We start from the raw sequence: 24,255 nt of genomic DNA on the forward strand, positions 1-24,255 counted from the left end.
CTATATTTGCGTACTAATATCGAGATGTAATGACGCGAAACAATCTATTTATAGTTTTTGAAGGTATTGATGGTAGTGGTAAAAGTACCCAAGCAAAATTGTTGAAAGAAAAACTTGTAAAGGAAGGGCACAAGATATATAGCACATTTGAACCTACCGATAGTCCTATTGGCTCTTTAATACGGAATATTTTCAATCGGAGAATTATTTCAGATAATCGAGCAATAGCAGCTTTATTCGTTGCAGATAGAATCGATCACCTTTTAAATCCTGTAAATGGAATATTAAAAAAACTAGAAGAGGGCTATACTGTAGTATGTGATAGATATTATTTTTCTTCATATGCGTATCATGCTGATGATATCGATTTAGAGTGGTTAGTTGAAGCAAACTCAATTAGTCAAAATCTTTTAAAACCTGACATAAATATTTATATAGATGTTTTACCGGAAGTTAGTATGGAGCGATTAAATAAAGATAGAAGCTCTTTAGAAATATTTGAAAACCTTGAAAATCTAAAAAAAGTAAGGAGTAAGTATTATGAAGCTTTTGATCATCTAAAAGATGTAGAAAATGTGTCAATTATAGATGGTAGTCGTAGTATAGAAGAAGTAAGTGGTGATATTTTCGATAAAGTCAAAGAATTACAATTCGTCGTTAGGTAATTAGCAATTGTGTATAACTAAATTATTGAAAGGATGATCAATAATGAAAAATAAAATATCGTCTATCTATTCCACATTAAAAGAGAACATCAAGCAAGAGGGATTATTCTGGAGGATAGCAAGACCCGATACTTTTGTGGATCTTTTAATGCTTCAGGCTGGTAAAGCCTCCAAACATGGTATTGATGACAAATTAGCAATAGAAGTTATATTAATAGCTATAAAGGCGATTATTAATGGAAAACTTGGTGTTAAGGATTTTACTACAGATTATGAACAATTGAATAAAGAATTATTTGACGAACAAGATTTAATACTCAATGAAATAGAGGGTATTATATCATACGGGTTATTAAAATCAGAAACGACAGTCAATCCTCTTCCTGTATCAGACGATTTGAACTATTTCAAAGTTCTAAACAACTTAGAATTAGAAAACTATTCACCCGAAGTATTTGAAAGGATACTGGAAACTTTTCTTAGCTACATTAAATCGAAAGACTGATAATAACATATATGTATTATTAACAGTCTCTTTGAAGGATCAATGAAGAATTATTATCAAAAAAGCGAGGTTAATAACCTCGCTTTTCTTTAATATTAGGATAAACCTATTAGAATGTATATCTAAATCCTAAAACTGCACTCCATGTTGTACTAACATTGCTTACATTTCTAGTTACATCTTTTACAAGAGCCCCACTTACAGAATTCATGTTAAAGGTTGGCTTATCTGTCTTATTATCTACAACAGTTAGGAAGTTTGTACCTTGGCTAACCAAAGTTTTTTGTACTCCCCAATCTTTATTGATTAAGTTACCTAAGTTGATTACATCCACTGTAAATTGGAATTTGTCTCCTTTTTTAACTAGATTATTGAAGATATTTTGAGTTAAACGAACATCGATTCTATTCAACCAAGGTGTCAAGAATTCATTTCTCTCTAAATACTTACCTTGGTATTTAGTTAAGCCATTATTATTAATAAACTCTGTATAAGCCTTTTTCTGTTCGTCAATGCTAAATAATACCTTTCCGCTTTTATCTACGGCATTCACGAAGTTTACTTCGTCAACAGATTTTGGCAAATAGATCAAATCACTGCTGATTCCATCCTTGTTAATATCGCCATTATAATAGAATGAATATCTTCCTTGGTGCGAACCATTGTAATACATACCGATTGTCGTATTCTGGAACGAATAGCTCAAACTAGCAACTAAGCGATGAGGGACGGCAAAGTTCGAATTGAATAGCATTTGATCATTAGGATTATTGATCGAATACACATTCGTCCAAGCTGAAACAGCATTACTTCCTGGATTATTTGATTGCTCTTTAGCTTCGGTGTAGGTGTAAAACAACGATCCCGACAATCCATGCCAAGGAGCCAAAGTACCTCCAAATGTTGCAGATAGCGCATGTCCTTTTGCTTTAGTATTCGTTAATACAACAGCAGAGTTTGCTCCAATATTTTTATTATATTGATAGTCTGTTGCGTTTGCATAATATTCACGGTTATCACCTGCATTATTCAACCTCGCAGTGGCAACCTTTCTATTGATACCAAACTGAGTAACCGCATTAATATCCTTTGTATATAATAGATCAGCAGTTAATGTTACTGGTGAATTTGGAATTTTATAATCTGCACCTAAGCTAGTACGCCAAACGGAAGGCATTTTAAAATTTGGATCAACCATTGCAATACTACTTGGCATACCATCTTTAGGACTTTGAATGAAAACATTCTCTGCTCCTTTAGGAGGGTTTTTCACATAGTAGTAGATGTCCTCTGGATGAAATTTAACATTACCAATCCAACCTTTTACATCATCATAAGATCCTGGTTCAACAGTATTTTGAATTACACCAGTTGCTGATGGCATATTTGTCAACCATACAAATGGAATACGCCCTGTGAAAATACCTGTACCTCCACGCAATATCAATGATCTATCTCCCAATGCGTCAAAATTAAAACCTACACGAGGCGACAACATGATGCGAGATTTCGGCCATTTAGAAGAATTATAATAAGTAGCCTTTCCATCAATATTCAAAAACTCCTGCGCATTAATAGAACTATTACCAGTCAGTTTATTCATATAAATTGGCAATTCAGCTCTTAATCCAACTGTCAAATTGAATTTATCCGTAAGTGTTATTCTGTCTTGAGCATATAATGACGCTAATCCGTAGTTAGAGCGTGCATACGTATCCATTCCTGGGTACGGATAGGAAAGTGCAAACATTGTCGGAGCAACCTCTTGAGGAGTACCTGTTTTAAGAAAATCCTCTACCGAATTATAACGATAGTAGCTAGTTCCCTCTCTCACATAACTATTTCCAAATTTCTGAATCTCAAAAGATGCACCTCCAAGAATGTTATGTTTTCCAACAGTATAATTTAAGTTATTGACGAATGAAAAGTTATCATTGTCAACATCATTATTGTATGAAAACAACTCAGTACCAAAACTCATGTAGTTGTTCTTTCCATCAGCAATACCTCCGTCGAAGATATCTACGAATGGGAAAATTTGATTACTTGGAGTTGTTCTTTTCTCTCTAATTTTTGAATAAGTAAATAAAAACTTATTTGACAATTCACTACTGAAATTAGAGTTTAACTCAGCTGTTAATGATCTAACTGTGTTCTCAAATCCATAATTACCGTTTTGGAAAACCATTGAGTTTTCGCTTACTCTATAATAATTAGATCTTGGAGATGGTCCAGAATTATTATTAGCAATTTGATTAGAGTTTCCTATCAATTGATTATAACGAATAGCAAACTTATGCTTATCACTTATATTCCAGTCAATACGGGCTAATATTTTATCACCTTTTTGACTTGCTGTATTTGCGTATCCTTCGTATGCACCTGGATCATAGCCCCATACATTTTTTAGGTGTTCACTAACGGATACTAAATCTTTTTCATTCACTCGTGTTGTATTAGTGCTAGCGTCTGACTTTCCGTCATTTTTCTTATTTGAAACCCAAGTGTTTGCACCAGAAGCATTTACACCATCAGCCATCTCACGCTCAGCACTTACGTAGAAAAATAACTTATTTTTAATAATCGGACCACCTAGTGAAAATCCGAAAGTTTTTTTAGATCCTTCTTGATATGGTAAAGCAGCAGCGTCGGCAATTTTTAATCCATTGAACCTTTGATTATTGAAGTACCCATAGGCAGAACCAGTAAAGGTATTGCTTCCTGATTTTGTTACAGCATTAATACCCGCCCCAGTAAATCCCGATTGAGTAACATCATATGGCGCAATATTTACAGAAATTTCTTGGATTGCGTCCAAAGATATTGGCTGGAACTTACCTCCTGGTAGCGGATTCTGTGTATCTGTTCCAAAGCCATTATTAAAATTAGCCCCATCGATTTGAAGATTGTTGTATCTTGAATCACGACCTGCAAATGAGGTTCCATTAGCTTGAGGTGTCAATCGTGTAAATTCAGTAATACTACGGCTTATCTGTGGTAAGTTTTGAATTTGTTTTAAACCAACATTAGTAGCAGCACCTGTTTTAGCTGTTGTAACTTTGCTACCGTATCCAGTCACAACAACCTCATTCAAAGTATTACCTTCAGTAGAAAAAACAGGGTTTAATACAAGAGGCTCACCTAATTGCAAATAAACATCTTCATATACAACTGGTTGTTGTCCTACATACGTAACTTCAACCTTATAAGGTCCGCCAACACGCATCGCTGGTAGGTTAAAGCGACCGGCTGCATTTGAAGAACCAGAGTAAACTGTTCCTGAAGGGACGTGCGTAGCCTTAATCGTAGCACCCGAAGTTACACTCCCGTTTGCCTCTTTTACAATACCTGTAACGCTACTTGTAGTAACCTGAGCTTGTACAGCACCATAACTAGCCATAACAAGAGCGAAAAAGAGTAAAGATCTTTTCATATAATGTGATTTGTTAAAAAATGTTAAGCAAAATTACTAAGAGATTTGAAATTACAAAGGACTTAATATAAACTTAACACACTAAACCACACCCATTTCATGAAATCCACACCAAAAATCAGACATCGACATATAATTTATCACGAAAAAAAACGTTGTAAGATGTTTTAAACCAGCATTTACATTCTAATTATCTGATGAAAAATAGTTTTCCACATCAATTCTGGATTTTTTTTTTGTAACAACATTCTTCCAATCGGAATTTAATTTTTTAAAAATTTTTAGCTAATTTCCTAACAGTTGAAAATTACCTTATACAATTGAGTTTCCTGTAGCAATTGCACGACTAGAGCCTAACGAATTGAAAAAATCTAAACGATTGTATACGCTGGACGTTTTGTATAAAAACTTGTTTCAAAAGCCAAGAACATTTCTGAAATTCGCACACCTAATATTTTACGCTTCATGGAAGACGGTATTCAAAATTCTTCTTTTCTAGAACCTGCAGACCTCAAACTGTCTCCAGCAGGACTCGCTTTTTTAGCTTCAGCAGCAAAATGGGCTAATTTTTTGGCCATCGTCTGTTTTATTTTCATCGGCATCTCGGCCATCACCATGGTTAGCCTGATCTTTGGCGCAAGCGCATTGTCACTCGGTGCAGACGAATATGTCACAGCGGGGGCCTTATCCACGTTCGGTGTCCTATACCTGCTCTTTCTTGCTTTCTTTTGCCTTCCCATCTATTTTCTGTATAATTTCGGATCCAAAGCGAAAAAAGCAATTGAAAACCGCGACAGCATTCAGCTGGAGCTCTGCTTGGACGCGTTAAAAAAACACTACAAATTTATTGGCATCATGGTTATCATTACCATCGCTTTTAATTTTATGGGATTGGTCATCGGTGTAGTGCTCGGCGTTAGCGATGCGCTAGCTGGGGTGTAACTTGATAAAATATGATGCAAAAAAAAGAGGGATCTGCTCGCGCAGATCCCTCTTTTCATATCCTATCAATCGATTATTTTTTATAATATTTCATCGCATTCGGAATTAATTTTTGAATATCAGCAATACGTCGCTCATCGCTGGGGTGTGTACTCAAAAACTCTGGCTGCCCTTTCTGACTTCCCGAGGCCATACGCTTCCAAAAATCGACCGCTTCGTTTGGATTATATCCCGCCAAGGCCATAATAATCAATCCGGCTGCATCTGCATCGGATTCATCGCTTCTGGAGAATTTCAACTGCGCCAAATTCCCTCCCAAACCGTAAAGATTATTGAAAACTCCAAGGGTACTGTTGCCAGATACCCCGGCTGCGGAACCTAAAATCTGTCCGCCCAATTGCAAAGCAATCTGATTCGAAGCCTGCGCTACGGAATGCTCCTCAATCGCATGGGCTATCTCATGCCCCATTACTGTGGCAAGTCCGGCTTCGGTACGTGTAACAGGCAAAATTCCCGTATAAACTGCCACTTTACCACCAGGCATACACCAAGCGTTCACATCATCACTCCTTACTAAGTTGAATTCCCAATTGAAGTTAAATTGGTTGGCACGACCGGTGCTTTGCAAATATTGGTTCACCGCTGTGGCCAGTTTATTGCCCACACGTTTAACCATTGCCGCATCAGAAGTTCCAGTGACTACTTTTGAACTATTCTTCGATAAAAAATCTTTATAAGCCAATGCAGCTTGCTCGTTCACTTGATCAGCACTGACCAATTTCAAATATTTTTTCCCGGTAACAGCAGAAGTTGCACAACCTGACAACCCCGATGCCAGTGTTACACAGGCTAATACCATAGCTGAATACTTAAACATTCCGTTCATAGTTTATATTTTATTTCAAGGGCCATATGGAGTCTCGAAGCGAAAGACAATCGCTTTTCAGCGCATCCAACATGGGTATTTTACAATAATTTATTAATCCATTTTAGCGGATGCAATTATTGTGCCTATTCTTTTTCCTTCGCTTTTTTCTTAAAAAGGTAGATCTTGGACTCATGCCCCTTTAACAGACGCTCTATATTCTTTTGGTGGGTAATCAACAAGAGGATACAAATCGCTATTCCGTAGAGAAGCACCGAAGGTATCGTTGTTTTGAATATAAAGGCCAAACTGAATGGAAATGCAAATCCTGCCGAAATGGAACCCAATGAAACGTAATGGGTGGTCAGTAGGATAATAACAAATACAGAAACACAAACCAAGGCTGCAGGTGTATGGATAGCGAGAATCATACCACAGAGCGTTGCTACGCCCTTCCCTCCTCTGAATCCCGCAAATACAGGAAATAAATGCCCCAATACCGCGATAACGCCCAATGCCAACTGAAAGTTAACAAACTGAACATCGCTCGTATTTTGCCCCAGTTCTATTAGATAAGCCAGATTGGTTGCTGTCCAGCCTTTAAAAATATCGACAAACATCACGATCGATCCCGCTTTCGGTCCCAACACACGAAAGGTATTAGTCGCCCCAGCATTACCACTACCATACTCACGAACATCTACCCCATAAAATGCCTGTCCCAACCAAACAGCCGTTGGTATGGACCCAAACAAGTACGCTAGTAATACTGCAATTACTAAATAAATCGATATCATTAATTAATTAGTTCTTATATTAATTTGGCCTTCAGACTAAGATCCAGGCTCTTCACACTGTGTGTCAAAGCACCTACTGAAATATAATCTACCCCGGCCTCCGCATATGACCTAATCGTGTCAAATGTTATTCCCCCAGAGGCCTCTGTCTTGAACCGACGGTCGATAATCTGAACAGCTTTGGCAACATCTTGCGGTGAAAAATTATCTAACATGATTCGATCCACTTCGCCAAAGTTAAGAACTTCATCAAGTTCCACAAAATTTCGGACTTCAATTTCTATTTCTATCGGTTTATTTAGGCTTTTTCTATAGGCATTTGCCCGCTCTAGCGCCGGTACAATTCCGCCACTATAGTCTACATGATTATCCTTAATTAAAATCATATCAAAAAGACCAAAGCGATGATTGGTGCCACCACCAATGCGCACGGCTTCTTTCTCTAGCACACGTAATAAGGGCGTCGTTTTTCGCGTATCCAAAACTTTTGTATCTGTACCTGCTAACAAATCCACATACTGCCGGGTTGTTGTGGCTATACCACTCATACGCTGCATCACATTCAGCACCAAACGTTCGGCCAATAAAATACTTTGGATATTTCCCCTGACATAAAAAGCAATATCACCCATCTTAACCCGACTTCCATCCTGGATAAAGACCTCACAGGCCAAACTATCGTCCACATAGGCAATAATTGCCTGCGCTACTTCGACACCTGCAAGTATGCCGTTATCCTTCACAATCAACTTCGCTTCACCTTGTGCGCCGGCTTCAATTGTCGACAATGAGGTATGATCTCCATCGCCCAAATCCTCCGCGACAGCTTGTTTTACAAACTGGGCCAAATAGTCCTTGATTTCCTTCTCCATAAATGCTATTTATTGGGCTAAGATGTGGAATAATTTTTTAATCGAAAAATAGATTGATAAAAAAAATAGGATCAGGATCAATTTTTGTCGATCCTCAACTCTTCGATGGAGTGGTTATTACTCCCTGCTCCTATTTTCACAAAGACCCGATAATTGGCCTGTTCTGTGGCTAAGGTAAAGGTAAAATATTGATAGCCATTGTTGGCATTGCTCGACTGCGTCAGTTTTACTGTCTTGGGTTTATGCTGATTAAAAAATGTCCCCAATATGATTTCTGATTGGTACTTTGTATAAATACCATTTTCCCCTAAAATCGACAAGGTGATGTTTGAGGCAAAATACTTGGCTATGTTTTTTGCATTACCCTCTTTCAAATATGATTTTAGCTCTTCCGAAATTCTTTCCAAAGAATCATCAGCCCCGGGCAAGTTTTCTTCCATCCGTGGATTTACAGGCATCGAAAAATGACCAAACGCAGCATTGTGTAAAAAAAGATTCGTAATAAGTATAAATCCGCAATGGCTTAAAAGTTTCATATAGCTTAACATGTATAGAACAGATTCTGTAATCAAAATCAATCCTTAGGCAGTTCCATTTATGATGGAACACAAATGATGCCACAAACCTATAAAAATATTGGTGATTAACAAGGGAAGTTTTTAAGATGCGTTGATAGATTCTAAAATTAAGATTATCTTTGTTATACGATGAATAAGAAAAAAGTTGCACTCATGATCCTAGACGGACTAGGATATGGAAAACACGATAAATCAAATGCAGTTGAAGCTGCAAACACCCCATTTTTAGACCATTTATTAGAAGCATATCCAAACTCAACTTTAGAAGCTTCGGGCGAAGCTGTTGGCTTGCCTGCCGGCCAAATGGGTAACTCTGAGGTAGGGCACATGAATCTTGGTGCCGGAAGAATTGTCTACCAAGAATTGGGACGTATTCACAAAGCGGTCAATGACGGCGTATTCAATTCGAATCCAGTGATTCAAGACGCATTTAAATATGCTTTAGCAAATAACAAAAAGGTACATTTTATCGGTTTGCTTTCCGATGGTGGCGTACACGCGCACACGAAGCACTTAAAGGGTTTATGTGATGCCGCAAAACATGCTGGACTGAGCAGTGAACAAGTATTTGTACATGCTTTCTTGGATGGCCGTGATACGGATCCAAACTCGGGCATTAATTACGTGAGAGACTTACAGGCGTATTTGACAACAACAACAGGTACCTTCGCATCGGCAATCGGTCGGTACTATGCGATGGATCGCGATAATAGATGGGAGCGCGTAAAATTAGCATACGATCTTTTAGTAAAAGCGGAAGGTGAAAAATCCAATGACCTGGTGGCCGCTATCCAAAAATCATACGATGAAGGGATAACGGATGAGTTTGTGAAACCAATTGCCTTGGTAGACGCCAACGGAGCGCCTGTGGCTACAATACAAGAAGGCGATGTGGTATTCTGCTATAATTTCAGAACGGATCGTGGCCGAGAGATTACAATCGCGCTAACTCAAAAAGCATTCCCAGAATATGATCTGAAACCGTTGGATCTATATTATGTGACCATGACGTCTTATGATGAAACGTTCCAGAATGTGAGAGTGGTCTTTCAAAAAGATAACTTAACCAACACGTTGGGTGAAGTATTGGAGGCTTACCATAAAACACAAACGCGTATCGCCGAAACAGAAAAATATCCACACGTCACATTTTTCTTCTCAGGAGGCCGTGAACAAGAATTTAAAGGTGAAAACCGTTTGTTGGTTCCATCCCCCAAAGTGGCTACCTACGATCTTCAACCCGAGATGTCAGCTCAAGGAATTACAGCGGCTATCGTTAACGATATGGAAACACTTCAGCCTGATTTTATCTGTCTGAACTTTGCAAATCCAGATATGGTAGGTCATACAGGAGTTTTTGATGCTGTCATTAAAGCCGTAGAAACGGTGGATCAATGTACCAAAACGGTCGTAGAGACAGGTCTCAAAAATGGTTACTCGTTTATAATTTTGGCCGATCACGGCAATTCGGAGTTTATGGTCAATGATGATGGATCGCCAAACACCGCACACACAACAAATTTGGTTCCCTGTATCTTGATTGACGATCAGTACAAAAAAATAGCGAACGGTAAATTAGGTGATATTGCCCCAACCGTCTTACAAATTTTGGGCGTCAATATCCCCGCTGAAATGACAGGAAATGTATTGGTATCAGAATAATAACGTACATAAAATCAGTAGCAGCGCACGCTCCTTTTTTGCGGGTAGTGCGCTGCTTTTTTGGAGTTGTGGATCACCTTCCGCAACAAAAAGCCCTCAAAAATCTTCCGACATATTTTCTGTCGATTCGTTTTTTAATGCAGAAGTCAATCGCTTGCAACAGCTCAATCCCGCCGTGCTAAAATCTGTCAGCAAAGATGGAGAAAAAGAACAGCGCGAGCTGAAAATTGGAAGCTGGAAAAATGAACTGTCCGCTTTTCAAGCTGCTGATATCAGTAAAAATTTCGATCCCTCATTGTATGAAGTCAAAGCTGTCGACTGTGTGACCGAATTTACAGCGAAAAAGAAAGATCTACAGATACAGAAACTGCGTATCGAATTTGATAAGAACGAAAAGGTAAAGCACATCCATATCGATAAAAAGATAACCAATAGCTTATACGATAGTCAGGAAAAATTAGACTACTTCAGCGATTCGCTTTATCGCATTGTCAAATTGCAAGACGTTCAGGGACTAGATGCCAATCAATATGAAATTGTCGGCAAGTTTATTCCTCCCAAAAAGTAACACGATAAGCCTTATACATCAGCAAAATTCGCCGCTGAGTCTTTGATTCAGCGGCGAATTTTATGATCCTATCATATTAATAAATGCAACACGATTGCTTTATATTTTATTTTCATTATCTTTGACCCGGTTAACATCATAATTCGAGTGTCAACTTGGGTTTAAACGTAGTGATTTCAGCGTGAAAGATATCTCATTGAACAAATTCGCAGCATTCGTGCTCTTGATGACCTTCTTAATTGGTCAGTTCATTGTGTACAGTCATGAACATCCCCAGGCTGCACTGCATATCGTAGATAACCCAGCAAAAAAACATCAGGCTGATCACCCCAAATGTGCTATCTGCGACCAAAATTCACATCCTCAACTGGTTTTTAATTTTACGCAGGGTGAATTCATACTTCCTGTTAAAATCGTTGAATTTGGTCTTTTCATCATTGGAGACCAGATAGTCAGATCACTGATTTCTGGCAATCGAGGCCCTCCCCTCTATTCATTTCTATGCTAATTTCAATAGTGCGTGTTAACGTAAGTTGACCACTATTGCCGCCAGGACTCCATAAGGGTCTTTACAACTCAACAATCAAACGATGCATACGACCAGCTATCGGTTTAAACCTAGGCACAACGACGCCTTGGTAGCTGATATACGCTTTGTCGTTTGTACCGCTGATATTACATACGTAGAAATTATAGTACAGATGAAACTTAAAATTATAGGCTGCATTTTTATGCTTGTCTCCTATTTCTCCATACTTCCGGCGCTTGCCTCAACGATTAGCGGTAAAGTAACGGATGCCAAAACCAACCTTCCAATTGCTGGTGCTACCATATCACTGCAGCAGCTTCGTTCGAGCACGGCATCAGACCAACAAGGTCATTATAGCTTTAAATCTCTTCCCTCAAGTGGACGCTACTTGGTTGAGGTCCGTTTTTTGGGCTATCAGTCCGTTGTCAAGGCCGTTGATTTAACGTCGGAAAATCTTTCTCTTGATTTTTCCTTGACAGAAAGTATTATTGAAACGAATGAAGTAGTCGTTACAGGCACACTCGTCACTTCTCAGAGCCGTCGCAACAGCACTTCAGTAGCTGTTATTTCCAAAGATGAGTTGCAGGGAAATGGAACAAATCTTATTGATGCACTTGCGCGACAAGTTCCCGGGCTAAGTCAGATCACAACGGGACAGGGAATTTCAAAACCTGTTATACGGGGTCTGGGCTATAATCGGGTTGTCACGGTAAGTGATGGGGTAAAACAGATGGGACAACAATGGGGCGACGAACACGGCATTGAAATCGACCAAAATCAACCCGACCGTGTCGAGGTTTTACGCGGCGCGGCTTCATTGATGTACGGATCTGATGCCATCGGTGGTGTAATCAATGTACTTGAGCCCAATGTTCCTACTGAAGGACATATTAAAGGTGAATTACTGACAAGCTATGCGACCAATAATGGGCTGACCAATAGTTCGGTTATGCTAACAGGTAATGAAAATGGCTTCGTATGGCGTGGCCGTGGATCGTATCAAAATGCGTATTCTTATAATACCCCTGCAGGAAGATACGGGAATAGCGGCTTTAACAACAGCAATGTCAGTGGTATGCTCGGGCTAAACAAGCAATGGGGCTATTCGCACCTTAATTTTTCTTACCTAAAAAATAACATCGGCTTTTACGATGCCGAACCGGGCGACCCGCTTTACACAAACGCTAAAAGCCGTACATTGGATTTCCCAAAACAGGACATCCGTCACTATAAATTGGCCCTCAACAACAGCTTTGTTATCGGCTCGGGCAATTTAAAACTTGACTTGGGCTACCAAAAGAATCAACGTCGAGAATTGGAAGAAGCTACCCCATCCCTGTTCTTCGACCTAAATACCTATTCCCTCGATGCCAAGTATTCTTTAAGTGAAAGAAATGGCTGGCAACACGTATTTGGTATCAGCGCAAGTCAGGAACACAGTGTAAATAAAGGGAGCGAGTTCTTAATCCCAGCCTATGACCAGCTGGAATTGGGAGCTTTCGGTTATGCGAAGAAAAGCTGGGGTGAAAACACGTTTAATGTCGGTTTACGCTATGACTATGTCAACAACAAAGGCAAACAGCTGTTTGTTGAAGATGAAGAGCAATTTCCTGGTTTTAAAAATAGCTTCAGTAATGTCAGTGGTGCTCTTGGTTATACGCATATTTTCAATGAGGATCTCAACTTTAAAGCAAATGCGGGCTCAGCATTTAGAGCGCCCAACCCCGCAGAACTCGGCTCCAATGGTGTTCACGAGGGTACTTCGCGGTATGAGGTCGGTAATGAGAACCTGAAAGCCGAAAGAAGCTATCAAGCGGATGCGACACTGGAGTTTGGCCATAGCATCGTTACCGGAAGTATCGGAATCTACGAAAACTATATTCACAACTTTATTTATGCCTCGGCAACAAAAGGGGATACAAAAACTGTGGTTGGTGAAGATGGCGATTCACATACTTATGACGTATACCGCTATGGACAGGTCAACGCCAATCTATATGGTGTTGAAGGAAGCTTGAATTTTCATTTGTTGAACTGGATTCACCTGGACAACACGTTTAGTTATACGCATGCACAGAATAAAACCTTTGACAGACCATTGGCATTGATCCCAGCCGGCGTAGTGCACAATACCCTGCGCCTCGAGCCTAAAATAAGCGGATTGAATGCCTTTTACTTATCAGTGGGGCTAGACAATTATTTTAAACAGAGCCGCATTGACGAAACCTTCGAAACGCCAGCAGGTGGATACACATTGTTGAATGCCGGAATCGGTACGACATTACACTTCGGGCAGCAGCAACTGAAAATATTTGCGGCAGCGTCCAATCTGACCAACAAGCGTTATTACGATGCGTTAAGCCGATTGCGCCCGGGTCGGCTATCGCAAGAAGATCCTAATTTTGGCGTCTACAATATGGGCAGAAATATCACGTTCGGTGTCTATCTACCGCTTAACATCAAATAAAAAAAAGTGAGGAATCCCTAAAAAGGATTCCTCACTTTTTTTATACAGTTTAGTATTATTTAGGATCGTCTGCCGTTGCTTCTCTTGCTAGCGTCACTTCGTCTGGCATAGCTTCCAAAGAGGAATCCAACGCAAATAAGGATTCGTCCGAAGCACGGTCTCCACCGGCAATCTTCAATTTATCAATCAATTCCAGCGCTAGCTTCTCTTCTTCGATCTGTTCTTTCACAAACCATTGTGCAAAATTCCACGTTGCCCAGTCTTTCTCGGCCATCGCTAAATTGACAATGTTATAAATCGCTTCGGTATTATCTACTTCGTGTTTGAAAACGCGGTTAAAACATTCTGTCAACGTTTGCGGATCTGCTGGAGGTTGTGCTATGGCTTCAATTCTTGGCCGGCCACCCCGTTCCAGGATATACCCCATAATCTTCGTCATGTGGTTACGCTCTTCCTGTGCATGTCTATACAGGAAATTGGCCACTCCACCATACCCCTGATCATCTGCCCAGACCCCTAATGCCAAATAAATTTGTGCCGCTTCAGCTTCCTTAGTCATTTGCTTGATTAAAGTTTCTTGCATTTCTTTTGACAATCGATTCGTTTCCATATTTATTACTTGTTTGATTTAGAATAAGAACAGAATAATACAGCCTTTCGTTTTTGTATTGATAAAGAAAAAATAGTGAACCAACTTATTTTTACACCATAAAGCGCTAAAATTTTAGACAAAAAAAAGGGAATCCCTGCTGGAATTCCCTCTCTATACGTACTAGTGATACTATTTTAAATTATCTCTATATACTTTTGCTTTTTTGATTTCTGTTTGGATGTCTTTTTTAGACGAATCAAAGCTTAACACTTTCTCATAATCTTTGATTGCATTATTATAAGCATCGGTTGCCATCGCCTTATTATAGTTTGGCGTGCCCGCTGTCCCAATCAAAATACCTAAGTCACGATTAGCAATCGCTCTATTCTGATAGAATTTAGAATCGTTTGGTGTAATGGCAATTGCCTTTGTATAATCTTCGATAGCTCCCTTCAACAACTGTTCTTTATTGGCAACAGAAGCTTTATTTGTCGATTGAACAGCAAGATTGTTAGTCGCTTTTGCTTTGAAATATAAAGCATTCGCGTTTTTACCATTTAGCGCAACGACTTTACCAAATGTTTCTGCTGATTTCTTATAGTCACCATTTTGAAACTGGGAATAACCCAACATATATAATACATCCGGATCTTTTCCTTCTTGAGGCAGTGCTTTTGTCAAGTATGACTCGGCATTCTTGAAATCACCATCCAAAAGAGCTTTTTGCCCCATTCTCACATTAGCGTTGCTATGTTCGGCCTGTTTTGGTTGTTGTGCATTTGCGCTAAAAGCAACTAAGGCAAAAACCCCAGTAAACAAACCCAATTTAAATGATTTTAAATTCATATCTAAATAGTTACTTTTTTATATTCACTTCATAATGATCGCTAACGATCGTTTCTACGTCTCTGAAAATAGCTTCCGTATGATTTCCGTAACACCAGAAACTGCCATCAGCGCCTTTTCACATTCCAATATTACAATTATTATGCCTATTTCTCCAATAAATGGCAGATAAATTTTATTTAACCTGCCTTTTTTTCCTATTCTGGAAAATAGATTTGTAATTTTGCTGACTTCTAGCAATTGGCACTCCGCTTGCAATACAGGGGAAACATTATTAGAAGCTTAAAATTTGAAAGTCTGCCGTCAACATGTCAGCGACTGCCAAATACACAAAATAAACACTATGAGCAAATTCGAAACTTTTGATTTCAGTCAAGCAATTCCAATCGTTGCAGAGGATACCGAATTCTTTCCCTTACTTACGCAAGAGGATGAAGATAATATGGCGAATGCTGAAATTCCAGAAGCATTGTCAATTTTGCCTTTACGTAATACCGTATTATTTCCCGGTGTTGTTATTCCGATTACCGTAGGTAGAGATAAATCCATCAAATTGGTCAAAGAAGCTTATAAGGGCAGCAAGACTATCGGTGTCGTTTCTCAAAAGGATATGACCGTAGAGGACCCAGGATTTGAAGAACTAAACAAAGTGGGCACCGTTGCTCATATCATTAAAGTACTGCAAATGCCGGATGGTAATACCACCGTCATCATTCAGGGAAAACAGCGGTTCAACTTGTTGGAAATTGTCGGAACTGAGCCTTACTTAAAGGCACGTGTCGAGAAATTCAACGAGGCAAAGCCGAAGATGACCAAGCACTTCAAAGCGACAATTTCCACTTTAAAAGAAATGGCGCTGCAGATCATCCAACTGTCGCCCAACTTGCCTAGTGAAGCTGGTATCGCGATTAAAAATATTGAAAGCCCTTCTTTTCTGATCAACTTCATTTCGTCGAATATTAATGTCGAAATGACAAAAAAACAGGAGCTGCTTCAAATACCGAAAGTAGAGAACCGCGCAAAACTTTTATTGGAGCTGTTGACGACTGAAATCCAGATGCTGGAACTAAAGCATCAGATTCAGAATAAAGTACGTGTGGATCTTGACAAACAGCAACGCGATTATTTCTTAAATCAGCAGCTGAAAACGATTCAGGAAGAGCTGGGTGGAAATACGCCGGATCTTGAATTGGAAGAGCTTAAAAAACGCGGTAAGTCAAAGAAATGGAGTCATGATGTTGAAAAACATTTTACAAAGGAACTGGAGAAACTCTCCCGCATTAACCCTGCTGCGGCAGATTATTCGGTACAGCTCAATTACCTCGAGCTCCTTTTGGATCTGCCCTGGAATGAAACAACAAAAGATAATTTTGACTTAAACAAAGCACAAAAAGTACTCGATAAAGACCATTACGGACTTGAAAAAGTAAAAAAACGTATCATTGAATACCTTGCGGTATTAAAATTAAAAAATGATATGAAGGCGCCTATTCTTTGTTTGGTAGGTCCTCCGGGAGTCGGTAAGACATCGTTGGGAAGATCTATCGCCAAAGCGCTGGGCCGTAAATATACCCGCATGGCGTTAGGCGGTGTGCGCGATGAAGCAGAAATCCGGGGTCACCGCAAAACTTACATCGGAGCAATGCCAGGGCGTATCATTCAATCGTTGAAAAAAGCCGGGACAGCGAATCCTGTATTCATTTTAGACGAAATCGATAAGATGAGTGCTGATTTCAAAGGCGACCCTTCTTCGGCATTATTGGAGGTATTGGATCCCGAGCAAAATACGCATTTCTATGATCACTATGTGGAAATGGAGTTTGACCTTTCCAAAGTGATGTTTATTGCAACAGCCAATTCATTGAGTTCCATTCAGCCAGCTTTATTGGATCGGATGGAGATTATTGAAGTAAATGGATATACCATCGAGGAGAAAATCGAAATCGCCAAAAAACACCTTTTGCCAAAACAACGGGAAATGCATGGGATGGCTTCTAAGAATGTCAGCCTAAAAGGTAAAATTATCGAGAAAATAATTGAGGACTACACACGTGAATCTGGTGTACGTGGATTGGAAAAAAAGATTGGCTCTGTTGTTCGGGGTATTGCGACACGCATTGTCATGGAGAAAGATTACAATCCAAGTATCAGTGAACAAGACCTGCTCGATATCCTAGGTGCGCCAATATTTGATAAGGACATGTATGAAAATAACAATGTGGCTGGGGTGGTGACTGGATTGGCCTGGACATCCGTAGGTGGCGACATCTTATTTATAGAGTCATCACTAAGTCCGGGGAAAGGGCGTTTGAGCCTGACGGGTAATCTGGGCGATGTGATGAAAGAATCTGCGTCGATTGCACTGGCGTACCTCAAAGCGCACGCTGCTGATTTCGGAATAGACTATCGCGTATTTGACCATTGGGATATTCACATCCACGTTCCTGCGGGCTCCATTCCAAAAGATGGTCCTTCGGCGGGTATCACCATGCTCACGGCACTGACATCGCTCTTTACGCAACGCAAAGTGAAAGAAAAATTAGCCATGACAGGTGAAATCACCCTTCGCGGAAAGGTGTTGCCCGTGGGTGGTATCAAGGAGAAAATTCTTGCCGCTAAGCGTGCTAATATCAAGGATATTATTCTTTGTAAATCCAATGAAAAAGATATTCTGGAGATCAAGGAAGATTATATCAAAGATATGGAGTTTCACTACGTGACTGAAATGGCTCAGGTAATCAAACTCGCCCTCTTGGAAGAAAAAGTAATTGGTGCCATCAATTTGGCGCAAGATGTAGAAAATACAAAAAAAGAGAATTAGCGTATTCTCAAATGAATATCGATTAAAAATTAGCCCGGAAAGACTGTTTTCCGGGCTTTTTTATCTTTTTGAGCCTAGCTTTTCATGCAGGATCTCCTCGTCCAAACTGTTTTCATACTTCGAAATGACCAGTGTTGCCGCTGAATTTCCGATTAAATTGGTTATTGCCCGAGCTTCACTCATAAAACGGTCTACGCCAAAGATCAACGCAACCGACTCCACAGGCACGTGGCCAACGACTGGTAATGTTGCAGCAAGGGTCACAAAACCACTTCCAGTAACACCGGCTGCTCCCTTGGAAGTTAACAGCAAGACCAACAATAGCGTAATTTCCTGTTCCAAGCTAAGGTGCATATTGAGCGCTTGTGAAATAAAGACCGCGGCCATTGTCAGATAGATACTTGTTCCATCCAGATTGAAAGAATAGCCCGTAGGAATGACCAGCCCGACGACAGGTTTGGCGCAGCCGGCATCTTCCATCTTTTGCATGATACCAGGCAATGCCGACTCGGAGGATGAAGTTCCCAATACAATCAGAATTTCCTCTTTAATGTATTTTAAGAACTTAAATACGTTTACCTTAAGATAGAAATACAATACTCCTCCAATGACGATAATCACAAAAATGAAACAGGTCAGGTAGAAACTCACCATCAACATACCCAGTTTAGACAAGGCCTGAATTCCAAACTTACCGATCGTAAAGCCCATGGCTCCCATTGCTCCAATTGGAGCGAGATACATGATCATTTTGATAATGGAAAAAAGTACCTTTAGAAACGACTGCAATACATTGAGTACAGGCTCGGACGCTTTCTGCCCTATTTTTGTCATACCAATACCAAAAAGGACTGCAAACACGAGCACCTGCAACATGTTGTCTGAGGCTACGGCAGCGATAACGTTACTTGGAATAATGCCTATGATGAAATCCATAAAACTATGCGGTTCTTTGGATTCTGAAATGTAATGGGATACCGAAGATACATCGAGGCTTGCCGGATCAGCATTCATCCCGGTACCCGGCTGTATCCAATTGACAAAGACGAGACCAATAATCAGGGCGATGGTGGTCATGATTTCGAAATAGATAATCGAAGTCAGGCCGATTTTGCCCACTTTTTTTGTATCCTGCATTCCAGCGATACCGATTACAATGGAACTGAAAATCAATGGTGCAATGACCATCTTAATCAGTTTTATAAAAGCATCGCCCAATGGCTTTAACTTAACAGCAAAGTCAGGGTAATAGATTCCACAGATGATGCCCAGCAGTATACCCAATACGACTTGAAAATAGAGGCTCTTAAAAATATGTTTCATGATCGGTTTATTTACTGACAGCAATCCCCTTTGCTATTGATCGGTCTTTTTATTTAGGATTCAGAATTTTCTGAGTACGAAGATAAAAAAAAGGGATGCATAAATGCATCCCTTCCACTGATATTTTTGAACTTAATTACTGAAATATGCTCTCACATTCTTTCCTTCAATCCAGTTCATATACGCTTTGTTGACAACCTTGTTTCCACCAGGTGTAGGATAATCGCCTGAAAAATACCAATCACCCTTATGATCCGGGCAAGCTTGGTGTAAATTGTCTAAGGTTTGGTACACAACCTCCAGTTCAGCTTTGAGGTGGTGCGGTCTCACAATACGAGCGATTTCTTCGGAGATCTCCTTATCGGTAAATGGGGCGTAGATGGCTTTGACATAATTCTCAATCTCATTGACATCTTGCGTCATCGATAACACACATTTCTGATAAACCTCATCGATAACATGTGCCATGCCACTTTGTTTCAAAAGGTTGATTGCTGCTTCGAATGCAACAAATTCACCCATACGTGACATATCAATACCATAACAATCCGGATAACGAATCTGTGGCGCCGAAGAAACAATGACAATTTTTTTCGGGTTCAGACGATCTAAGATCGTTAATATACTCTGTTTCAAAGTTGTTCCTCTAACGATGGAGTCATCAATGGCAACAATGGTATCTTCATGATCTTTTACAATACCGTAGGTGGTATCATAGACGTGCTGCACCATATCCGTACGGTCTGCGTCTTGCGTAATGAATGTACGCAATTTAGCATCCTTCACGTTGAGTTTTTCAAAACGAGGTTTAATACTCAAGATTTCATCCAATTCTTCATCAGAAATTTTTTCTGAACGATTCAATAAAGTCTCTTTTTGAAAATCACGAACATAGGTATTAATACCATCCATTAGTCCATAGTAAGATACTTCTGCAGTATTTGGAATAAATGAGAATACGGTATTTTTGATATTATTTTTGACAGATTCCAATACCTGAGGTACCAGTAATCTTCCCAGTTCTTTACGTTCTTGATAGATGTCAGCATCTGATCCACGGGAGAAGTAAATCCTTTCGAAAGAACAAGAACGTTGTTCTACGGGTTGTCTAAACATCTCTTGGGATACGGTACCATCTTTTTTGGCAATCAGGGCATGTCCCGGTTTAATTTCCTTAACAGCACCAATAGGGATATTGAACGCTGTCTGGATGACAGGTCTTTCTGATGCGACCACCAGAATTTCCTCGTCCTGGTAATAGAACGCCGGACGGATACCTGCCGGATCGCGCATGACGAACGCATCACCATGGCCAAAGATACCTGCTATGGTGTAACCGCCATCCCACGTTTTGGCCGAACGCTTCAAAATCTTTGATACATCAATATTTTTAGCGATCAGCGAGCTGATTTCAACATTAGAATAACCTTCTTTTTTGAATTGGTCGAATAGATCTTGATTTTCATCGTCCAGGAAATGACCGATTTTTTCCAAAACAGTCACCGTATCAGCCTTTTCTTTTGGATGCTGTCCCAACTCATATAGCTGTTGCAACAATTCGTCCACATTGGTCATGTTGAAGTTACCCGCTACAACCAAATTGCGAGACATCCAGTTGTTTTGTCTTAAAAACGGGTGACAGCTTTCGATACTGTTCTTGCCATGTGTTCCATAGCGCAAATGTCCTAAAAGTACTTCTCCGGTAAAACTTACATTATCTTTTAACCATTGCGTGTCTTTTGACTCCTCTGGAAATGCTTTCTGAACAGAAGCAAATTTTTTCTGCACATATTCGAATATATCTGCCACGGCAGTTGAGCCCATAGCTCTGTAACGCGAAATGTAACGATTTCCAGGTTTTACATCAAATTTAATGGTTGCAATCCCAGCCCCGTCTTGTCCACGGTTGTGCTGTTTTTCCATTAATAGGTACAATTTGTTGATGCCATAAAATGGCGTACCATATTTTTCCTGATAATAAGATAAGGGTTTTAACAGGCGAATTAGTGCGATTCCGCACTCGTGTTTAATAGCGTCGCTCATATCTTGATTTGATGTCGCAAAAGTAAGCATTATTTGGCACTTAGCGATCTACCGGCTCACTTTTTAAGCAATAAAATTACAGTGAATAGACAGACGGTGTTCGTCATAGCGCCTGAGGACCTATTTCGCAATAAAAACAGGTACTTTTACTGCATGTCGCAGCTTGTTGACCGTCTCCCCAAAAATAAAATCCTTTAAACCGCTGTGCCCATGACTGCCAACCACCAACAGATCAGCCGCATATTTTTCACAAACTGCTGCGATACTCTTGATCCGGTTATTATAGCCCAATTCGTATTCCGTCTGATACCCTTTCGATACGAGAAAGTCAGCATATAATTTCAGACGCTCTAAGTCTTGACGTGATTCAAAATCATCTGTCGACTCTCCAGTATATTTTACCGAGGCGCTCTCAACAATATGTACCACGACAAACGCCGTGTCTTTATGAGATAGCTGCAAAGCATATTGAATGATCTTCTGATCCGAACTGGAGAAGTCCAGCGCAATAACCACCTTCTTGAAGGAGCCTTTATGTTCAACATGCAGCGCCTCAAATGGAGGATGGACCTCCAGATCTATCGCTTTAGATTTTAGTAAAATTGGATATAATACCGTCATGACTAACAAAGCGAACAACCCTACGGCGCCCATTATCAGTACCACCGTTACCACAATATTATTGGCTTCGCCAATCCAGCCGACCACTTCGTCATACACCAATTTCAGATTCAGCACAGCGATAATGGCAGCAATCAGCCAGGCCACTCCCTTTGTTAACGGCTTGATGGCAAAATCCCCCATAGTTACTTTATCGCTGACAAAATGGATCAACGGAATGACTGCAAAGGCGAGTTGCATACTCAATATAACCTGGCTAAAGATGAGGAGCTGTCCCACGCGGCCTTCACCCGAAATCAGGATAACCAATATCGCTGGAATAATGGCCAACAGCCGGGTAATAATCCTCCGTAAGGTTGGACTAATCCGCAACCGTAGATATCCCTCCATGACAATCTGGCCCGCTAAAGTACCTGTCACTGTCGAACTCTGCCCGGCGAGAATCAAGGCAACAGCAAATAATTTCGATGCCCATTCCGTTCCGAGAAGGTTGCCCAACAGATGATAAGCATCTTCGAGTTCGGCCACGTCATGCCTACCATTTTTATGAAAAACGGATGCCGCAAGAATCAAAATCGCCGCATTCACGAGAAAAGCCAGATTCAAGGCAATGGCACTATCCCAAAAATTATACTTTAACGATTTTCGGATGGAGCTGTCATCGCGATCAATTTTCCGCGTTTGCACAAGTGCCGAATGCAGATACAAATTATGCGGCATGACGGTTGCACCGATAATACCTATGGCGATATAGAGTGCGGCACTATTGGGGATACTGGGTATAAATCCGGTGGCCACCTCTGCAAAGTCTGGTTTAGCCAAAAACATTTCCACCATAAAGCACATGCCAATAAGCGCAATCAGTCCAATGATAAAAAGTTCCATTTTTCGCATCCCGAGCTTCTGGAGATAAAGCAATAAGAAAGTATCTGCAAAACTGATCATTACGCCCCAGATCAGATCAATACCGAAAAGGAGGTTGAGACCGATGGCCATACCGAGCACTTCGGCCAGGTCACAGGCTGCGATGGCAATTTCAGCAAGCACATACAATACAAAATTCATCCGCTTAGGGTAGGTCTCCCGATTACACTGCGCAAGATCTTTGCCGCGCACAATACCAAGCCGTGCACATAAATTCTGGAGCACTAAAGCCATGATATTACTCATCAGTAAAACCCAAATCAGGGTATAGCCAAATTGGCTCCCGCCGGCAAGATCCGTTGCCCAGTTACCTGGATCCATATATCCTACACTAATGAGATAGGCAGGTCCAAAGAAACTAAGTATCTTTTTAAATTTGGATTTTCCTTTATTGACATCTACACTTTCGTGGATATCAGAAAGGGATTTATGATGGGATTCGTCGTAATGCATAAGGTACTGTAAGTGCAATATCGTCTATTGTCTGGCTTAAAGATAAAAAGCTTTAAACGATTTGGCAATTAAACAGTGATATAATTAGAATTTAAATGCGAGCTGCCCGGAATTCTCTTTTGACTGATTGCCAAATGGTATAAAATCAATGGTTTCGTACTGGCCTAAATCCGGTTTAAACTGTCGCACATGGACACCCTTGCACATAAAACTTAGGTCAACTGACCTGAATTGCTGCTTGGCGATCTCCAGCCATTCTGGCTCAAGCTGCCGCCCGATTGAGATATGAGGTTCGTCGCTAATGTCGATCAAATCAAACTCCGTTAAGGTCTGAACAACTTTTCTCGCGCGATCCTTGAGGTAACTGCGCGCATGTACCGTCGGCGCAATATAGAAGGCACCACTGGAAAACGACGAAAAATGATCAAAGTAAACATACTGGCTCCGTTCGTACACCAAGGTTTCCTGTAAAGCCTCAATGGCCCTTACCAATTTACGCTCATCGGCCTCGAAAGCACATATAGTGACATGCGCCTTGGCATTACAACTGCGGTACCAGCCTTTGTTTGTGTCGGGAAATAGTTCGGCTAACGACGCACGTAACCGTCGCTTCAAACCATCCACCAAAGCAATACCAGCTTCATCAGGTTGAAAAACAAACGAATATGTATTGACACTACCCTCCATAACAAAAATCAATTTTCGATCAGTAGGTAAGATAACAAATACCGCGCAGATAACAAAACCTT

The 24,255-nt window shown here is 40.3% G+C and carries 19 protein-coding genes; 8 read left to right on the forward strand and 11 right to left on the reverse strand.

Annotation, left to right across the window (positions count from 1 at the left end; all coding sequences use genetic code 11):
- The first annotated feature begins 29 nt into the window (after positions 1 to 29).
- Both tmk and B3139_RS01395 read left to right on the forward strand, forming a co-directional pair.
- Complete coding sequence (gene tmk / locus B3139_RS01390; protein ID WP_293879450.1) at positions 30 to 665, forward strand: dTMP kinase; 636 nt, start codon at positions 30 to 32, stop codon at positions 663 to 665.
- A gap of 43 nt (positions 666 to 708) precedes the next feature.
- Positions 709 to 1,170, forward strand: a complete 462-nt coding sequence (locus tag B3139_RS01395) for a hypothetical protein (RefSeq protein WP_293879451.1) — start codon at positions 709 to 711, stop codon at positions 1,168 to 1,170.
- 109 nt (positions 1,171 to 1,279) lie between these two features.
- On the opposite strand, the gene B3139_RS01400 is transcribed toward B3139_RS01395, so the two are convergent.
- Positions 1,280 to 4,603 carry a TonB-dependent receptor gene (locus B3139_RS01400; RefSeq protein WP_293879452.1) on the reverse strand — a complete coding sequence of 1,108 codons (3,324 nt, stop codon included), beginning with the start codon at positions 4,601 to 4,603 and terminating at the stop codon, positions 1,280 to 1,282.
- A 465-nt stretch (positions 4,604 to 5,068) separates the two neighbouring features.
- Between B3139_RS01400 and B3139_RS01405 the strand changes: the two genes are divergently transcribed.
- A complete protein-coding gene (locus B3139_RS01405; protein ID WP_293879453.1) occupies positions 5,069 to 5,545 on the forward strand; it encodes a hypothetical protein in 477 nt (158 codons plus the stop codon).
- A 73-nt stretch (positions 5,546 to 5,618) separates the two neighbouring features.
- Here the strand turns inward: B3139_RS01405 and B3139_RS01410 are convergent, their stop codons facing one another.
- The 4 genes from B3139_RS01410 to B3139_RS01425 form a co-directional block, all read right to left on the reverse strand.
- Positions 5,619 to 6,422 carry a M48 family metallopeptidase gene (locus B3139_RS01410; RefSeq protein ID WP_349676331.1) on the reverse strand — a complete coding sequence of 268 codons (804 nt, stop codon included), beginning with the start codon at positions 6,420 to 6,422 and terminating at the stop codon, positions 5,619 to 5,621.
- A 134-nt stretch (positions 6,423 to 6,556) separates the two neighbouring features.
- Complete coding sequence (gene plsY, locus B3139_RS01415) at positions 6,557 to 7,207, reverse strand: glycerol-3-phosphate 1-O-acyltransferase PlsY (RefSeq protein WP_209577890.1); 651 nt, start codon at positions 7,205 to 7,207, stop codon at positions 6,557 to 6,559.
- Positions 7,208 to 7,221: 14 nt separating this feature from the next.
- A complete protein-coding gene (gene nadC, locus B3139_RS01420) occupies positions 7,222 to 8,079 on the reverse strand; it encodes a carboxylating nicotinate-nucleotide diphosphorylase (RefSeq protein WP_293879455.1) in 858 nt (285 codons plus the stop codon).
- Positions 8,080 to 8,156: 77 nt separating this feature from the next.
- Positions 8,157 to 8,615: a DUF4783 domain-containing protein gene (locus B3139_RS01425; protein ID WP_293879456.1), complete on the reverse strand. Its 459-nt coding sequence runs from the start codon at positions 8,613 to 8,615 to the stop codon at positions 8,157 to 8,159.
- 171 nt (positions 8,616 to 8,786) lie between these two features.
- Here B3139_RS01425 and gpmI point away from each other — a divergent pair, with 171 nt between their 5' ends.
- The 4 genes from gpmI (at position 8,787) to B3139_RS01445 (ending at position 13,883) form a co-directional block, all read left to right on the forward strand.
- The gene (gene gpmI, locus B3139_RS01430) at positions 8,787 to 10,319 is read left to right on the forward strand and encodes a 2,3-bisphosphoglycerate-independent phosphoglycerate mutase (protein ID WP_293879457.1); all 1,533 of its coding nucleotides are present in this window, start codon (positions 8,787 to 8,789) and stop codon (positions 10,317 to 10,319) included.
- Positions 10,300 to 10,887: a hypothetical protein gene (locus B3139_RS01435; protein ID WP_293879458.1), complete on the forward strand. Its 588-nt coding sequence runs from the start codon at positions 10,300 to 10,302 to the stop codon at positions 10,885 to 10,887. The genes gpmI and B3139_RS01435 overlap by 20 nt, the downstream gene beginning before the upstream one ends.
- A gap of 181 nt (positions 10,888 to 11,068) precedes the next feature.
- Positions 11,069 to 11,395 (forward strand): hypothetical protein, encoded by a 327-nt coding sequence (locus tag B3139_RS01440; protein WP_293879459.1) that lies wholly within the window; start codon positions 11,069 to 11,071, stop codon positions 11,393 to 11,395.
- 193 nt (positions 11,396 to 11,588) lie between these two features.
- Positions 11,589 to 13,883 (forward strand): TonB-dependent receptor, encoded by a 2,295-nt coding sequence (locus B3139_RS01445; RefSeq protein WP_293879460.1) that lies wholly within the window; start codon positions 11,589 to 11,591, stop codon positions 13,881 to 13,883.
- Positions 13,884 to 13,938: 55 nt separating this feature from the next.
- On the opposite strand, the gene B3139_RS01450 is transcribed toward B3139_RS01445, so the two are convergent.
- Positions 13,939 to 14,493 carry a ferritin gene (locus tag B3139_RS01450; protein ID WP_293879461.1) on the reverse strand — a complete coding sequence of 185 codons (555 nt, stop codon included), beginning with the start codon at positions 14,491 to 14,493 and terminating at the stop codon, positions 13,939 to 13,941.
- A 171-nt stretch (positions 14,494 to 14,664) separates the two neighbouring features.
- Complete coding sequence (locus B3139_RS01455) at positions 14,665 to 15,321, reverse strand: tetratricopeptide repeat protein (RefSeq protein ID WP_209577883.1); 657 nt, start codon at positions 15,319 to 15,321, stop codon at positions 14,665 to 14,667.
- 343 nt (positions 15,322 to 15,664) lie between these two features.
- Between B3139_RS01455 and lon the strand changes: the two genes are divergently transcribed.
- A complete protein-coding gene (gene lon, locus B3139_RS01460) occupies positions 15,665 to 18,142 on the forward strand; it encodes an endopeptidase La (RefSeq protein WP_293879462.1) in 2,478 nt (825 codons plus the stop codon).
- A gap of 60 nt (positions 18,143 to 18,202) precedes the next feature.
- Here the strand turns inward: lon and dctA are convergent, their stop codons facing one another.
- The 4 genes from dctA to B3139_RS01480 form a co-directional block, all read right to left on the reverse strand.
- A complete protein-coding gene (gene dctA / locus B3139_RS01465; RefSeq protein ID WP_209577881.1) occupies positions 18,203 to 19,465 on the reverse strand; it encodes a C4-dicarboxylate transporter DctA in 1,263 nt (420 codons plus the stop codon).
- Between the two features lie 132 nt (positions 19,466 to 19,597).
- Positions 19,598 to 21,508 (reverse strand): class II glutamine amidotransferase, encoded by a 1,911-nt coding sequence (locus tag B3139_RS01470; protein ID WP_293879472.1) that lies wholly within the window; start codon positions 21,506 to 21,508, stop codon positions 19,598 to 19,600.
- 120 nt (positions 21,509 to 21,628) lie between these two features.
- Positions 21,629 to 23,506: an Nramp family divalent metal transporter gene (locus B3139_RS01475; RefSeq protein WP_293879463.1), complete on the reverse strand. Its 1,878-nt coding sequence runs from the start codon at positions 23,504 to 23,506 to the stop codon at positions 21,629 to 21,631.
- An 84-nt stretch (positions 23,507 to 23,590) separates the two neighbouring features.
- The gene (locus tag B3139_RS01480) at positions 23,591 to 24,193 is read right to left on the reverse strand and encodes a 2'-5' RNA ligase family protein (protein ID WP_293879464.1); all 603 of its coding nucleotides are present in this window, start codon (positions 24,191 to 24,193) and stop codon (positions 23,591 to 23,593) included.
- Positions 24,194 to 24,255: the final 62 nt, after the last annotated feature.

The sequence above is a fragment of the Sphingobacterium sp. UBA1498 genome (assembly GCF_002325125.1).
Classification (GTDB): domain Bacteria; phylum Bacteroidota; class Bacteroidia; order Sphingobacteriales; family Sphingobacteriaceae; genus Sphingobacterium.